The following is a 15,992-nucleotide window of genomic DNA, read 5'->3' as shown; positions in this document are numbered from 1 at the left end:
CAAGCACCGTGCAAGCACCGAGCGGAGACCATGCAAGCAGGAAGGAAACACCATGCAAGCATCAAGCAGAGCCGATGCCGACAGCCGCATTGCAACGGGCCGACCGTACCCGGACACGCCGTCAGCCCCACAACACTTCGGTGCCCCGCCGCCCGCCATTTCTGCAAACTGCTGGAAATGCGTCACACGATAGAACCTTTCACACCCATCATTCTCCGCCCGACCCTTCACCACACCGGGCTATCAATCAAGCATTTCCTGTGAAATGCGACACAGTCGGCCTCTCGGCCACACCGTTTATTTGTTGTTTTCCACCGTTATTTCCCCCAAAGGAGGCGCATGCTTTAGCAGGCGCAGGACCCGATTGCAGAAGCGAGAATTTAACACAATAGCCATGCTTCGATTTTGTACACACACATATTTAATGTACCTTTGCGGCATGAAACAAATATTACTGACATTGTTTTTCATGGTGACCGCTCTGTCCGTTCGTGCCAACGGGACCGTTTCCATACGCTTCAGCCTGCTGACCTGCGGACCAGGAACGGAAATCTACTCGCTCTTCGGGCACACGGCCATCCGCTACGAAGTGCCGGAGCGGGGCATCGACGTGGTGTTCAACTACGGCCTGTTCAGTTTCGGCGCACCTAACTTCATCTTACGGTTTACCTTGGGCGAACCCGACTACCAGTTGGGGGTGACGGACTATCGCCGTTTCATTGCCGAATACACCTGGAGCGGACGTGACGTGTGGGAGCAGGAACTGAACCTGACCGACGAAGAAAAACACCGTCTGGCCACCCAACTGGAGGAGAACTACCGTCCCGAGAACCGAGTCTACCGCTATAACATTTTCTACGACAACTGCGCTACCCGCCCCTGCCTGCAGGTAGAACGGGCCACGGGCAACCGCCTGCACTACGCCGACGACATGGAGACGACAGACACACAGACGAGTTTCCGCGACATCGTACACCAATACAGCAAGGGGCACTCGTGGGCCGAATTCGGCATGGACCTCTGCCTGGGCAGCCCGGCCGACCGCCCCATCAGCCGACGGCTGATGACGTTTGCGCCGTTTTACCTGAAGGATTTCTTCGCCACCGCCATGCTGCCCGACAGCGCCGGCGCTTATACACGCCCTCTGGTGGCCGAAACGGTGCAGACAGTCGTGATACCCGATGAAGAAAAGGAAACAACCGACACGCTTTTCACCCCCCTGGCAGCCTCACTGGCATTGCTGATAGTGGTGGGCGGCGCCACATGGTATGGACTGCGCCGGCAGAAGAGTCTCTGGGGGCTGGATTTCGTCCTTTTTCTGGCAGCCGGCTTAGCCGGATGCATCCTGACCTTCCTGAGCCTGCTCTCCCAACACCCCGCGGTCAGGCCCAACTACCTGCTCCTGGTGTTCCATCCCTTTCACCTGCTCTGCCTGCCGTGGATGATAAACCGGGTACGCAAACATCGCTTGAGCCGCTATATGGCAGCCAACGTTGTCGTTTTAACGTTTTTTATACTGCTTTGGCCCGTAATTCCGCAGAAATTCAATTTGGCTGTATTACCTTTGGCACTTTGTTTGCTGATACGTTCGGCAAGCAATCTGTTTCTTACTTATAAAAACAAGACTGATAAAAAACAAGCATGAAAAAAGGACTGATTACTTCCATACTCGCACTGACATTCAGCGGCCTGCAAGCTCAGGTGTTGCCTGCCCAGCCCAAACTGGTGGTGACACTGACCATCGACCAGCTGCGCACGGACTATATGGAAGCGTTCTCCTCCTTGTATGGCGAGAAAGGCTTCAAACGCCTGATGCGCGAAGGCAAAGTATTCTGCCAGACAGACTTTCTCTTTGAAAGCCCCGACCGCGCCTCGGCCATCGCCACCCTCTATACAGGCACCACCCCCTCGGTGAACGGCATCATCAGCAACCATTGGCTGGACACCGGCACCCTGCGTACGCGCAACTGTGTAGACGACCCTGCCTTCATGGGCAACTATACGGACGAAAACGGTTCGCCCTCCCAACTGCTGGTATCGACCTTGGCGGACGAACTGAAGATAGCGACCCGCAACCAAGGCATTGTTTATGCCATCGCCCCGTTCAGGGATGCTGCCATTTTGTCCGCAGGACACGCGGGCAACGGAGCTTTCTGGTTGAACAGGCAAACGGGAAAATGGTGCAGCACCACTTATTATAGTGAGTTTCCGTGGTGGATAAGCCAATACAACGACCGCAACTCGCCCGACTTCCGCATCAAAGACATGGTATGGGAACCCGTTCACCCCGCAACCAGCTACACATTCCTGCCCGAATGGCGGACGGATGCTTTCAAATACAAGCTGGACAGTGACCGGACCAACCGCTACCGGCGCCTGACAGCCAGCCCCTTTGCCAACGATGAAGTGAATCTGCTGACAGAAGAGTTGCTGGATAAGAGCAACATCGGCAAGGACGACATAACCGACCTGCTGGCACTGACCTACTATGCCGGCAACTATAACCATAAGAGTACGCAGGAGTGCGCCATGGAAATGCAGGACACCTACGTGCGTCTGGACCGGAGTCTGGCAACTCTGCTCGACCTGCTCGACCGCAAAATAGGCCTGCACAACGTGCTGCTGTGCATCACATCGACGGGTTATGCCGACCCCGAAGCGCCCGACACAGGCATCTACCGCGTACCGGGTGGAGAGTTTTACCTGAACCGTTGCGCCACGCTGCTCAACATGTACCTCATGGCCACTTACGGGCAGGGACAATATGTTGAAGGCTATTATAACCAGCAGATTTACCTGAATCACAAACTGATAGAAGAAAAGAAACTGAGCCTGGCCGATATTCAGGAGAAAGCCGCCGCCTTTCTGGTGCAGTTCAGCGGGGTAAACGAGGTCTACTCTGCCCATCGCCTGCTGCTGGGCTCCTGGTCGCCCCAGGTGGAGCGCATCCGCAACAGTTTCCACCGCAAACGCTCGGGCGACCTGCTCATCGAGGTACTGCCCGGATGGACCATCATGCAGGAGAACACCACAGACAACCGCGTGGTGCGCTCGGCCACCATCCCCGCCCCCCTCATCCTGCTGGGAAGCGGTGTCAAGCCCGAAATCATCCGTGAACCGGTCAGTGCCGACCGCATCGCCCCCACCTTGAGCGGCGTGATGCGTATCAGGGCCCCGAATGCCTGCAAAGCCACCGCATTCAACCTCTGAGTTTTTGTCTTAAGAAAAGGGAACAGACGAAGCGGTTTGCCGCCTTCCCTCTTCAGGCCGCCATGGAAACGGCAGACAAGGGTTACAGGAAAAAACTCATTGAAATACTGTGTCCTATGTGGTGAAATTCTTACCTTTGCGCACGCAAAGCGCATCCGTTCCTTCCCTCTTCAGACGGGAAGGCGGTTCAAATCCGACATCAATTTAGTAAATAATAACAAAAACAAAATATAAAATGGGATTCAATGAATTTTTAAGCTCGATTTTCGGCAACAAGTCCACACGCGACATGAAGGAGATACAGCCGTGGGTGAACAAGGTGAAAGCCGCCTATCCGGAAGTGGCCCAACTGGACAACGACGCCCTGCGTGCCAAGACCGAGGAACTGAAAGCATACATCCGAAACTCGGCCGCCGAACAACGCGCCAAAGTAGACGAACTGAAAGCAAGCGTGGAAAGCACAGAGCTGGAAAAGCGCGAAGAACTTTTCGCACAGATTGACAAGATTGAAAAAGAAATACTGGAAATCTACGAAAAGGCACTGGACGAAGTGCTGCCTGTAGCTTTTGCCATTGTAAAGGAAACAGCCAAACGATTTACCGAAAACGAGGAAATCGTGGTGACGGCAAACGACTTCGACCGCCAGCTGGCAGCCACCAAGGACTTTGTACGCATCGAGGGCGACAAAGCCATCTACCAGAACCACTGGATGGCAGGCGGCAACGAAATCACCTGGAACATGGTACACTACGACGTACAGCTCTTCGGCGGCGTAGTATTGCACAAAGGCAAGATTGCCGAAATGGCCACCGGTGAAGGTAAAACTCTGGTTGCCACCCTGCCAGTATTCCTCAACGCCTTGACGGGCAACGGCGTACACGTGGTGACGGTGAACGACTACCTGTCCAAGCGTGACTCCGAGTGGATGGGCCCGCTCTACATGTTCCACGGATTGAGTGTGGACTGCATCGACAAGCACCAACCCAACTCCGATGCCCGCCGCCGTGCCTACATGGCCGACATCACCTTCGGTACAAACAACGAGTTCGGCTTCGACTATCTGCGCGACAACATGGCCATCAGCCCCAAAGACCTCGTACAGCGCCAGCACAACTACGCCATCGTGGACGAGGTGGACTCGGTGTTGATTGACGATGCCCGTACGCCGCTTATCATCTCCGGTCCCGTGCCTAAGGGAGACGACCAGCTCTTTGAACAACTGCGTCCGCTGGTAGAACGCCTGGTAGAAGCCCAGCGCTCACTGGCCACCAAATACCTGGCCGATGCCAAACGCCTCATCGCTTCCGAAGACAAGAAAGATCAGGAAGAAGGCTTCCTGGCCCTCTACCGCAGCCACAAGTGTCTGCCCAAGAACAAGGCCCTCATCAAGTTCCTGAGCGAACAGGGCATCAAGGCCGGTATGCTCAAGACAGAGGAAATCTACATGGAGCAGAACAACAAGCGCATGCACGAAGTGACCGACCCGCTCTACTTCGTCATCGACGAAAAACTGAACAGCGTAGACCTGACAGATAAAGGTGTTGACCTGATAACCGGCAACTCGGAAGACCCCACCCTCTTCGTTCTCCCCGACATTGCCGCACAACTCTCGGCTCTGGAAAATGAATCCGGACTGACCGACGAACAGCGCCTGGAGAAAAAGGATGCCCTGATGACCAACTACGCCATCAAATCGGAACGCGTACACACCATCAACCAGTTGCTGAAGGCCTACACCATGTTCGAGAAAGATGACGAATACGTAGTCATCGACGGACAGGTGAAGATTGTGGACGAACAGACTGGCCGTATCATGGAAGGCCGCCGCTACTCTGACGGTTTGCACCAGGCCATCGAAGCCAAGGAACGCGTGAAGGTAGAAGCCGCCACGCAGACCTTTGCCACCATCACTCTGCAGAACTACTTCCGTATGTATCACAAGCTGGCAGGTATGACCGGTACCGCCGAAACGGAAGCTGGCGAGTTCTGGGACATCTACAAACTGGACGTAGTGGTTATCCCCACCAACCGCCCCATCGCCCGCAAGGACATGAACGACCGCGTCTACAAGACCAAGCGCGAGAAGTATAAAGCCGTTATCGAAGAAATAGAAGAAATGGTGAAAGCAGGACGCCCCGTACTGGTAGGTACCACTTCGGTGGAAATCTCCGAAATGTTGAGCAAGATGCTGACCATGCGTAAGATACCCCACAACGTACTGAATGCCAAGCTCCACCAGAAGGAAGCCGAGATTGTGGCCCAGGCGGGACAGAGCAGTACAGTGACCATTGCCACCAACATGGCCGGCCGTGGTACCGATATCAAACTGAGCCCCGAAGTAAAGGCCGCTGGCGGTCTGGCCATTATCGGCACCGAGCGCCACGAGTCACGTCGTGTCGACCGTCAGCTCCGTGGTCGTGCAGGACGTCAGGGAGACCCGGGTTCATCCGTATTCTTCGTATCATTGGAAGACGACCTGATGCGTCTGTTCTCCTCCGACCGCATTGCCAGTGTCATGGACAAATTGGGCTTCAAGGAAGGCGAAATGATTGAACACAGCATGATTTCCAAATCCATTGAACGTGCCCAGAAGAAGGTGGAAGAAAACAACTTCGGCATCCGTAAACGTCTGCTGGAGTATGACGACGTGATGAACAAGCAACGTACGGTTGTCTACACCAAACGCCGCCATGCCCTGATGGGTGAACGTATCGGCATGGACATCGTGAACATGATTTGGGATCGTTGCGTCAATGCCGTCGAAGCCCCTGACTATGAAAGCTGCAAGATGAACATCCTCCAGACACTCGCCATGGAAGTTCCTTTCAGCGAAGAGGAATTCCGCAATGAGAAGAAGGAAACCCTGGCCGACAAGACCTTCGACACCGCCATGGAACAGTTCAAGCGTAAGACCGAACGTATGGCTCAGATTGCATACCCCGTCATCAAACAAGTGTACGAGGCACAGGGACACATGTATGAAAACATCCTGATTCCTATCACCGACGGCAAACGCATGTATAACATTTCCTGCAACCTGAAAACAGCCTACGAAACCGAATGCAAGGAAGTGGTGAAGTCCTTTGAAAAGTCCATCCTCCTGCACGTCATCGACGAAGCCTGGAAAGAGAACCTGCGCGAACTGGACGAACTGAAACACTCCGTACAGAACGCCAGCTACGAACAGAAAGACCCGCTGCTCATCTACAAGCTGGAGTCCGTCAACCTCTTTGACTCGATGGTGGACAAAATCAACAACCAGACCATCTCCATCCTGATGCGTGGACAGATACCGATGCCCGAAATGCCAGCCGATGCGCCTGCCGCACCCGAAGCCGCGCCGCGTCGTGTTGAGGTACGCCAGGCAGCACCCGAACAACGCCAGGACATGAGCAAATACCGCGAGCAGAAGGTCGACCTGAATGACCCCAACCAGCAGGCGGCAGCACAGCAGGACACGCGCGAACAACAGAAACGTGAGCCCATCCGTGCCGAAAAGACCGTAGGACGTAACGATCCATGCCCCTGCGGAAGCGGCAAGAAGTACAAGAACTGCCACGGCAGAAACGCATGATGCAGACACTTGTCTGAATAGCTAACAAAAGCCTTGAACGGTTAAAATCTGTTCGAGGCTTTTGCTTTATAGATAGAAAAGACTATTTTTGTTTCTTGGAAAAAGAAGAAAAAATATGGCAAAACATTTTTATCGCAATATCCTTCTGGTTGCCCTGCTAACAGTCATGGGCGGTTGCCAGAGTGTAGAATACCTGTCCATCGACTACCTGCTGCCTGCCGAGGTCAGCTTTCCTCCTTCATTAAAGCGGGTGGCTGTCGTCAACAACATGCCGGACACCCCTGACAGACAAATGGCGGACGACGATACAAGCAAGGAGAAAAAAGGAGGAAACGAAGCGATGCACATCACCCGCTACTACGACGGAAATGCCACCCTGGCCACCGAAGTGCTGGCTGAAAGCATTGCCGATGTGAACTATTTTGATGAGGTGGCCATCTGCGACTCTGCCCTGCGTAAGATGGACATCACCCCACGTGAATCCACACTGACCAGCGACGAAGTGGAGCAGCTGACCCGCGAGTTGGACGTTGACTTCCTCATCGCCGTGGAGAACGTACAGATGAGAGCCATACGTAAGGTTGAATCCATCTCTCCTTATGGCAACGCCTATTTAGGAACCATCGACCTCAAGGTTTGCCCCAGCGTCAGTGTCTACCTGCCCGGACGTAAGGGGCCCATGGTTACGCTCAACACCTGCGACAGCATCTACTGGGAAGAAGTGGGCAACAGCGTGGCCTACACTGGTTCACGGCTCATCAGCGAAAAAGAAATGGTGAGACAGGGTTCCGAGTTTGCAGGCACCGTCCCCGTCAGACGACTGCTTCCGTATTGGAAAACCGCCGACCGCTACCTGTTCACAAACGGCTCGGTCAACATGCGCGATGCAGCCATCTATGTCAAGGAAAAGAACTGGGAAGAGGCCATCAAACTCTGGAAACAAGTCTACCAACACAAAAAAGGCAAACAGAAAATGTATGCCGCCTATAACCTGGCATTGGGTTACGAGTTGCAGGACAGCATCGGTCCGGCACTGGAGTGGGCCCGCAAGGCACAGGCCGAAGCGCTAAAAGTGGACAAAGTGGAGGAAAAGAAATCGGCCGAAGGAGTGTATGCCGAAGACGTGCCCAACTACCTTCTGACCAGCCTCTATGTCACCGAACTGGAAAAAAGACAGGAAAGCATCACCCGCCTGAAAATGCAAATGCAGCGTTTTGAGCCATAGGTACACTTTTTTCACCTATTCGCAACCCGTTTTTAATTATTTTCCATATCTTTGGACATCCATAAAGAAAAGAATATGAAACTCAGCCAATCATCATTGTCGCTCATAGAAGAGGCGGTCAGAAAAGCAATCGGCAAATATACTTGCGGTTGCGAACAAACCATAGTGACGGACATTCACCTGCAACCCAATCAGAATTCAGGAGAGCTGTCCATCTTTGACGACGAAGACAAAGAACTTGCCCACGCTACCATCCCCGAATGGATGACCTACGAAGGGGACGACCTTTATGAACAGGCCGAACGCACCCTCAGCAATCTGCTCGGCAAGCTGAAAAAAGAAGGTATTTTCGACAAAATGACCATTCTCCGTCCCTTCTCCTTTGTGCTGGTGGACGAGAACAAAGAAACCGTAGCCGAACTGCTCCTCATGGACGACGACACACTCTTGGTAAACGACGAACTGCTGAAAGGACTGGACGAAGAACTCGATGCCTTCCTGAAAGATTTGCTGGAGAAATAGTCCGCACAGAAGAACGATACGGAGTCTGTCTTCATAAAAAAAATCGGGCATCCTCCTTAAAAATAAACCCGGCCATTGCATCCACAATAGCCGGGCTTTTTTTTGAGCCTTCTGTCACCTCATTGCTGCGGTGTCACACTCTCAAAACGAAGTTTATACTTCAGCTCTTTCTGAGGCACCCGATAGATGGGGAGCGTATCTACATCATGTCCGCAGCTGGCATTACCCACACCGCGAACGACGGCATCCAGATGGAGCACGATGTAGGGGCGTGCCTTCATTTCCCACAGGTGATTGGCTTTCATCAGGTCTTCGTCCGTGTAAGGCAAGGCAGAGAAGGACACATTCCCTTCCGTACGGATACGAAGGCCCTTACCGGAAGCGTCCGTCAGCATCAGTTCGCGCAATCCTTCGCGATTGCCCATCGACTGAGGCTTGACATACTTCACCACCATGTCGTCCACTGTCGTCGTGTAACGTCCCACCATACAGCCGTCCTTGCGGTCGTTGTAGTTCTCCCACGGGCCGTATGCGTAATAATCCACACGGTTCAACGAAGAGTCAATTCCGCACACCAGTCCGCAACGTCGCAGGTTGCCTGTCTGAGGCAGAAAGACAGCATCCACATCCATCGTACCGTCCATGGCAAAGGTATAAGTGAGGCGTATCTCACACAAAGTGCCCTTGCGGTGTGTTTCCACCACCACCTTCGTACCGTCTGCCGACACCTGGCAAGTAGCACTTTCCTCCAATCCGTTGTCTACCTTAGTAAAGCGGTCGTTCTCTATCCAACGGTGGTTGTCATAAACCAGACCCTGTCCCTGGCTGATGACGGGGGTACCGCCCATTACCAACGAAGTCAGCTGTCCGTTCTTCTTGTTGAAAACAGCCTCAATCTTCAGGTTCTTCACCGTCACGGCATCATTCGTCTCTTCCACCTCCAACACCTGCATACGGGTTCCTTTGTCGGATAGTTCGGGCAAAGCTCCCCGCTTCACCAGTTCATATTGCTGTTGTGCCACCACGTGTCCGACACCGGCCCACAAGCCTGCATCCTTCTTGCAAACCTCCAGGTTCAACATCACTTCGTCACCTGCCTTCTGAGCTTTCCGAAGATTGACATCACGGAGTTTCAAAGTCACCAGCACCGAATCATCCGGCATCACGTCGTCCAGCATCAGACTGTCCTTCCCCAGCACGTAGCCATCCTTCAAAGTCTGCCAACGCAGGTAGAATCCGTCCAGCGAGAGAAAGTCGTAAGTATTCTTCAGCCAAACCTTCGCCTCGTTCTTCTTCAAATCCACACCGCCGTCAGCAAAGTGTACGTACTGATAGACAGCTTTCACCTCCTTCAGTTTGGGCGACTCTTCACGGGTAGGAGGCAGAATACCGTTGGAGCAGAAATTACCCTGATGGGGACCGGGGAAGTCATAACCCGTATGCAGGCGATAAATGCCCTGCTTCATCTCACGAGGCTCGTAGATGGCCTGGTCTACCCAGTCCCAGATAGCGCCTCCGATGGTAGCCTTACTGCTTTCTATACTGTTCCAATATTCCTTCAGGTTGCCTATGGCATTACCCATGGCGTGTGCGTATTCACAGATAAACATGGGCTTGTCGAAAGAGTTCACGTACGTGTCCATCCACTTCATACCCGGATACATCTTGGAGTAAAGGTCGCTGAAGCGATTGCCGCCATAGTCCTTGCCGTCGCGGGTGCCTTCGTAATGGACCGGACGATTGTCCAACCGCTTGGCTGCATCATAGCAGGCCTGGAAGTTACTGCCTCCGCCCGCCTCGTTGCCCAGACTCCAGAAGATGACACTCGGATGGTTGCGGTCACGCAAGACCATGCGGTCAATGCGGTCAACAAAGGCCGGTATCCACGAAGGCATGTCGCTGATGGACTGGTTGGCATGATTCTCCAGGTCGGCCTCATCCATCGCATACAAGCCGTAATAGTCGAACATGGCATACATTCGGGCATCGTTCGGATAGTGTGAGGTTCGTATCGTGTTCACATTGTTACGCTTCATCAGCAGCACATCCTGCAACATTGACTCCACAGGAACGGCACGACCGTAAACAGGATGCGTGTCGTGACGGTTGACGCCCTTGAAAAAGACGCGCTGGCCGTTAATGTACACCAGCGGACCGCGAACTTCAATGTCCCTGAAACCATACTTGGTAGAGAAAGCCATCTCTTCCTTGCCTGCTTCACTCTGAACCACGTGCAAAGTATAGAGATTGGGAGTCTCAGCTGTCCACAAGAGGAGGTCGGCCAGTTGGAAAGACGCTTGTGCCTCCACTTTCTTGTCGGCATAGTCCACCTGCATGTTCTTCTCGGCTACCAGCATACCCTTCGGGTCGAACAGTTTGAGTGACACGTCTTTCTTTCCCTTCAGTGCGTCACGATTGTCCAGTTTCAGATTCACGGCAAGAGTTCCTTTCTTATATCCCGCTGCGGCATCCAACTTGGAGGTGATGTAATGGTCGCGCACAGCCACCAGCGGCGTATTGTACAGATAGACATCGCGGAAGATACCGCTCATGCGGAACATGTCCTGACATTCCAGATAAGAGCCGTCGCTCCAGCGGAATACCTGTACGGCCAAGCGATTTTTGCCCGGGCGCAAATAGCGGGTAAGATCAAACTCGGCCACATTGTTGGCTCCCTGTGAATAGCCTACATACTCACCGTTCAGGTAGACAAAGGCTGCACTGTAAATGCCACCGAAATGAATAAAGGTGCGTTGTTTCTCCCAGCCGTTGGGGAGGTCAAAGAAGCGGACGTAGGAGCCTACGGGGTTGATGCCGTAGTTCTTTCCACCGTCGTTGAAACCTTTGCGGGCATCAATGTAGGGAGGGGTGTTGGCGTGGGGATACTCCACGTTGGCGTAGATGGGGCGGTCATAGCCCTGCATCTCCCAGTTGGAAGGAACGGGGATGGTTTCCCAGCCCGACACGTCGTAGTCCTCCTTATAGAAATCCAATGGCCGTAGCGAAGGCTCGGGTACAAAGTGGAAAGACCATTCGCCACTGAGCAGAGAGTAGCGTGAGCTCTTGGTGGCAGTCCACGGCGTACGGTAATAATCCTTATCAGCCGTCATCTCGGCCTCGGTAGCATAAGGCAGGAAGGTGGCGTGTCCTTCCTCTTTGTTTTCGGCAAAGCGGGTTTCATCCTCCCAATAGTTCTTGGCCCGTTGGGACAGGTCAATCTTCATGTCCGCGGGCAGCGGCATCTTGCTCTCTCTGATGAAAAAGAAGGTAGCCGGCTCGTTACCGGAACTGTTCTTATCCAACAGCACCAATCGGCCGCTTTTGTTGCAGGCCAATATCAGGCTGGGACTGTTGGAAGGAACAATCTGTACACGGTCACCCTTCTGGACAATGCTCCACAGCTGGGACTCATCCGAACCGTTGTTTTCCGTTATACCCAGCGTTTTGTCCGTCTTGACATGAAAAGACTTGTTCTCAAAAGGATTGATGAAACGGAAGCTGCCGGAAAGGCTCGTCACCGTCCATTGCTGCAACTGGTCACCATCGTTCCGCTTCATCAAAACAGCCTCGGTGCTTCCCGACCGATAGCCTACAACGCTTCCGCCACGTCCGGCGGGCACCACGTTGTAGAGCTTGTCATTGGCAAAGCCGACCTGCGCCTGTACCGCACCAACGGCACACACAAGCATACACACTAAACTTAAAAAGATTCTTCTCATGGTATTGTTTGCTATTTGATTAAAAAAAGATTCTTACAGCCTAAAATAACGCTCTCTCAATCTCCAATGACAGATTATCCATCAGCGACTTTTCCCCTTACGTTGCCAAATGAGAACCGAGTTTCCAAACTCTCTCAATACACAGGCCCAAACCACCTCACGGTCTCTCTACCTGCAAGGAACAAAGAATGACAAACGCATCCGCGGTACAGATACAGGCAAGCAGAAATATGTTTTTCATCACTATCGCCATCTGTCAGGTCAACAAAAAACTTCCGCCATAAAGGTAGCACTTCTTAATGAAATTACAACACACTTACACAGAAGTTTTTCAAACCGCCCCAAAGGCATGGCCTCCGAATCGGACGGACAATCCTTGCACGGTCCGAGCACGACGCTTGCACGGTGAACGGACGACGCTTGCACGGAGCGCGGACGACACTTGCACGGCCTAAGCACTGGTTTTCAGGGATAAAAAAGCCTCGTATAAGCCGGAAGCGGATGACCCGTCAGCAAAAAAAAGAGGATGTATCTGCATTGAGACACATCCTCCTTCCAGATTGGATAACGGTATTATTTCTTCAGCGCAGCGATGCTTTCCTTCAGCGACTTGATGATGCTTTCGGCATCGGCCTGCTTCTTGCGCTCCAGCTCGATGACGGCGGCGGGGGCGTTGTTCACGAACTTCTCGTTGCTGAGTTTCTTCAGCACGCCTTGCAGGAAACCTTCCTTGTGCTTCAGTTCGGCTTCCATGCGGGCTATCTCGGCCTCCACGTCAATCATGTTGCCCAGGGGAACGGCATACTCCGTCGTACCCACCATGAAAGCGGCGGCACCTTCGGCCTTGGCCTCCACTACCTGAACGGCAGACAGGTTGCACATCTTCACGATGACGGCATTGAAGGCGGCTACGGGGTTCTCGGCCACAACCTGCAACTCCAGCGTTTCCTTCTGTGCGATGTTCTTCTGCAAGCGGATGGAGCGGACGTTGCTGACAATCTCCTTCACCACCTCGAACTGCTGCACGAGGGTCTCGTCCACCTCGCCCGGAGCGGCCATGGGGCTTACCATCAGGCTCTCGCCGTCCTTGCGGTCAACGATGTGCTGCCACAACTCTTCGGTGATGAAGGGCATGAACGGATGGAGCAGGTGGAGCAGGTTGTCGAAGAAACGGATGGTGGCGTCGTAGACTTCCTTGCTGATGGGCTGGCCGTAGGCGGGCTTCACCATCTCCAGATACCAGCCGGAGAACTCGTCCCAGAAGAGCTTGTAGACAGCCATCAGGGCTTCGCTCAGGCGGTACTTGCTGAAGAGGTCAGCCACTTCGAGGGCTACGGCGTTCTGCTTCGAATCGAACCACTTCACGGCCAGGGCGGCGGCTTCGGGCACTTCGGCCTCGGCGCTCACTTCCCAACCCTTGACGAGGCGGAAGGCATTCCATATCTTGTTGTTGAAATTACGTCCTTGCTCGCACAGGGCATCGTCGAAGAGGATGTCGTTTCCGGCAGGAGCCGAAAGCATCATTCCCATACGCACGCCGTCGGCACCGAAGCGCTCGATGAGTTCCAGCGGGTCGGGCGAGTTGCCCAGCGACTTGGACATCTTGCGGCCCAGCTTGTCGCGCACGATGCCGGTGAAGTAGACATTCTTGAAAGGCATGTCGCCCATGTATTCGTAACCGGCCATAATCATACGGGCCACCCAGAAGAAGATAATATCCGGTGCTGTCACCAGGTCGCTGGTAGGATAATAGTATTTGATTTCTTCGTTGCCTGGATTGTTGATGCCGTCGAACAGCGAGATGGGCCACAGCCACGAAGAGAACCATGTGTCGAGGCAGTCTTCGTCCTGACGCAGGGTAACAGCCCCCTCAACTCCCCCCGTAGGGGAGCTTTTGAGCGACGGGAACCGTTCATAAAGCTGCTTCCAGGCCGCCTCCTCGTTTTCCGCCACAATTACTTTCGGGAGTTCCCCCTCGGGGGGAGTTGAGGGGGCTGTGGAGGTCACGTACCAGGCCGGGATGCGGTGTCCCCACCACAACTGGCGGCTGATACACCAGTCCTTGATGTTCTCCAGCCAGTTCTTGTAAATGTTCACATATTTAGCCGGATAGAACTTCAGTTCGTCGTTCATGACGGGCGGCAGGGCCATGTCGGCAAAGTGCTGCATCTTGAGGAACCACTGCATGGAGAGCTTCGGCTCGATGGCCACATTGGTACGCTCGGAGAAGCCCACCTTGTTGGTGTAGGCCTCCACCTTCTCCAGCAGGCCGGCTTCGGCCAGGTCTTTCTCAATCTGCTCGCGCACGTCGAAGCGGTCCATGCCTACGTAGAGGCCGGCGGCTTCGCTCAGGGTGCCGTTATCGTTGAAGATGTCGATGCTCGGCAGGTTGTACTTCTCGCCCAGCATGTAGTCGTTCACGTCGTGGGCAGGCGTTACTTTCAAACAGCCCGTACCGAACTCAACGTCCACGTAGTCGTCCTCAATGACGGGGATGACGCGGTTCACCAACGGCACAATCACTTTCTTTCCCTTCAGCCACTGGTTCTTGGGGTCGGCAGGATTGATACACATGGCCGTATCGCCCATGATGGTCTCGGGACGGGTCGTGGCAACCACGGCGTAAGGAGCCCCCTCAACTCCCCCCGAGGGGGAGCTTGTGAGCGATTCCCTGATACGGTCAACTACTGCTTCGGTGTCGGCAAGTACTTCTTCGTTCGTAAAGCGAAGCACTTCATAGCCCAAATCCTTCAAGATTTGCTCGCGCAGTTTGTCGGCTTCCTGCTGTTCCTCTTCATTATGATAGCCACCGTCCACTTCTACGACCAGCTGTTTCTGCAAGCAGATGAAGTCTACGATAAAGTCGGCAATGACATGCTGGCGACGGAACTTATCGCCCAGTTTCTTGCCCCGAAGCATCTCCCACAAAGCATTCTCCGCTTCCGTAGGATGCTGTTTCATTTCCTTGGCATGTGCTTTCAACAAATCGTAAGTCAAGGGGCTGGCCGTCCGATAACGGTCAATCACTTGCTTAAGCTCCCCCTCGGGGGGAGTTGAGGGGGCTACATAATATTTCAGGTAGTAGAGCTTGCTGTGCTCTTCCTTATAAATCACTTCCTCGTCGCTCAGGGCGGTCAACGCCTTGGGATCCCAGTTCACCATGCGCACGCCGCGGTAGATGAGCCCCTTGTTATAGAGGTCGACAAACACCTTGATGACGCTCTCGCTGCGCTTCTCGTCCATGGTGAAGGCGGTGCGGTCCCAGTCGCACGAAGCGCCCAGCTTGCGGAGCTGCTTCAGGATGATGCCGCCGTGTTCGTCAGTCCACTCCCAGGCGTGCTTCAGGAACTCCTCGCGCGTCAGGTCGGTCTTCTTGATGCCCTGCGCGGCCAGTTTGTTCACCACCTTGGCTTCGGTAGCGATGGAGGCATGGTCCGTACCCGGCACCCAACAAGCATTCTTGCCCTCCATACGGGCGCGGCGCACCAGAATATCTTGGATGGTATTATTAAGCATGTGTCCCATGTGGAGCACACCGGTGACGTTGGGGGGCGGGATGACGATGGTGTAAGGCTCACGACCATCGGGTTTTGAACTGAATAATTTGTGGTCCAACCAGTATTGGTACCACTTTCCCTCCACGTCAGCGGGATTGTACTTACTTGCTAATTCCATTTCTCTTTAAAATTATATAAATGTTTCTTGTTTGCGAATTTCGGCCACAAAATTAGTAATTTATTGC

The 15,992-nt window shown here is 53.7% G+C and carries 7 protein-coding genes; 5 read left to right on the top strand and 2 right to left on the bottom strand.

What is annotated here, in order from left to right; translation table 11 throughout:
- Positions 1 to 469: 469 nt before the first annotated feature.
- From Q1Y74_RS01925 to Q1Y74_RS01905, 5 genes are all read left to right on the top strand, one after another.
- Entirely contained in the window at positions 470 to 1,645 is a 1,176-nt protein-coding gene (locus Q1Y74_RS01925) for a DUF4105 domain-containing protein (protein WP_300812051.1), read from the top strand.
- Positions 1,642 to 3,210 (top strand): alkaline phosphatase family protein, encoded by a 1,569-nt coding sequence (locus tag Q1Y74_RS01920; RefSeq protein WP_300812021.1) that lies wholly within the window; start codon positions 1,642 to 1,644, stop codon positions 3,208 to 3,210. Before Q1Y74_RS01925 ends, Q1Y74_RS01920 begins: the two co-directional genes overlap by 4 nt.
- A gap of 235 nt (positions 3,211 to 3,445) precedes the next feature.
- A complete protein-coding gene (gene secA, locus Q1Y74_RS01915; protein WP_300812020.1) occupies positions 3,446 to 6,784 on the top strand; it encodes a preprotein translocase subunit SecA in 3,339 nt (1,112 codons plus the stop codon).
- 115 nt (positions 6,785 to 6,899) lie between these two features.
- Positions 6,900 to 8,009 carry a DUF6340 family protein gene (locus Q1Y74_RS01910; RefSeq protein WP_300812019.1) on the top strand — a complete coding sequence of 370 codons (1,110 nt, stop codon included), beginning with the start codon at positions 6,900 to 6,902 and terminating at the stop codon, positions 8,007 to 8,009.
- A 75-nt stretch (positions 8,010 to 8,084) separates the two neighbouring features.
- Positions 8,085 to 8,531 (top strand): hypothetical protein, encoded by a 447-nt coding sequence (locus tag Q1Y74_RS01905; RefSeq protein WP_300812018.1) that lies wholly within the window; start codon positions 8,085 to 8,087, stop codon positions 8,529 to 8,531.
- 119 nt (positions 8,532 to 8,650) lie between these two features.
- On the opposite strand, the gene Q1Y74_RS01900 is transcribed toward Q1Y74_RS01905, so the two are convergent.
- Positions 8,651 to 12,250 carry a glycoside hydrolase family 2 TIM barrel-domain containing protein gene (locus Q1Y74_RS01900; RefSeq protein WP_300812017.1) on the bottom strand — a complete coding sequence of 1,200 codons (3,600 nt, stop codon included), beginning with the start codon at positions 12,248 to 12,250 and terminating at the stop codon, positions 8,651 to 8,653.
- Positions 12,251 to 12,823: 573 nt separating this feature from the next.
- The gene (locus Q1Y74_RS01895; protein ID WP_300812016.1) at positions 12,824 to 15,925 is read right to left on the bottom strand and encodes a valine--tRNA ligase; all 3,102 of its coding nucleotides are present in this window, start codon (positions 15,923 to 15,925) and stop codon (positions 12,824 to 12,826) included.
- Positions 15,926 to 15,992: the final 67 nt, after the last annotated feature.

The sequence above is a fragment of the uncultured Bacteroides sp. genome, from assembly GCF_949298305.1.
In the GTDB taxonomy this organism is placed as follows: Bacteria; Bacteroidota; Bacteroidia; order Bacteroidales; family Bacteroidaceae; genus Bacteroides.
The sequence above is the reverse complement of the archived record's forward strand: the minus strand, read 5'-3'. Positions and strand labels throughout refer to the sequence as shown.

Coding starts and splice junctions, on each gene's coding strand:
- Q1Y74_RS01925 (WP_300812051.1), top strand. CDS start 470: ATGGTGACCGCTCTGTCCGTTCGTGCCAACGGGACCGTTTCCATACGC.
- Q1Y74_RS01920 (WP_300812021.1), top strand. CDS start 1,642: ATGAAAAAAGGACTGATTACTTCCATACTCGCACTGACATTCAGCGGC.
- secA (WP_300812020.1), top strand. CDS start 3,446: ATGGGATTCAATGAATTTTTAAGCTCGATTTTCGGCAACAAGTCCACA.
- Q1Y74_RS01910 (WP_300812019.1), top strand. CDS start 6,900: ATGGCAAAACATTTTTATCGCAATATCCTTCTGGTTGCCCTGCTAACA.
- Q1Y74_RS01905 (WP_300812018.1), top strand. CDS start 8,085: ATGAAACTCAGCCAATCATCATTGTCGCTCATAGAAGAGGCGGTCAGA.
- Q1Y74_RS01900 (WP_300812017.1), bottom strand. CDS start 12,250: ATGAGAAGAATCTTTTTAAGTTTAGTGTGTATGCTTGTGTGTGCCGTT.
- Q1Y74_RS01895 (WP_300812016.1), bottom strand. CDS start 15,925: ATGGAATTAGCAAGTAAGTACAATCCCGCTGACGTGGAGGGAAAGTGG.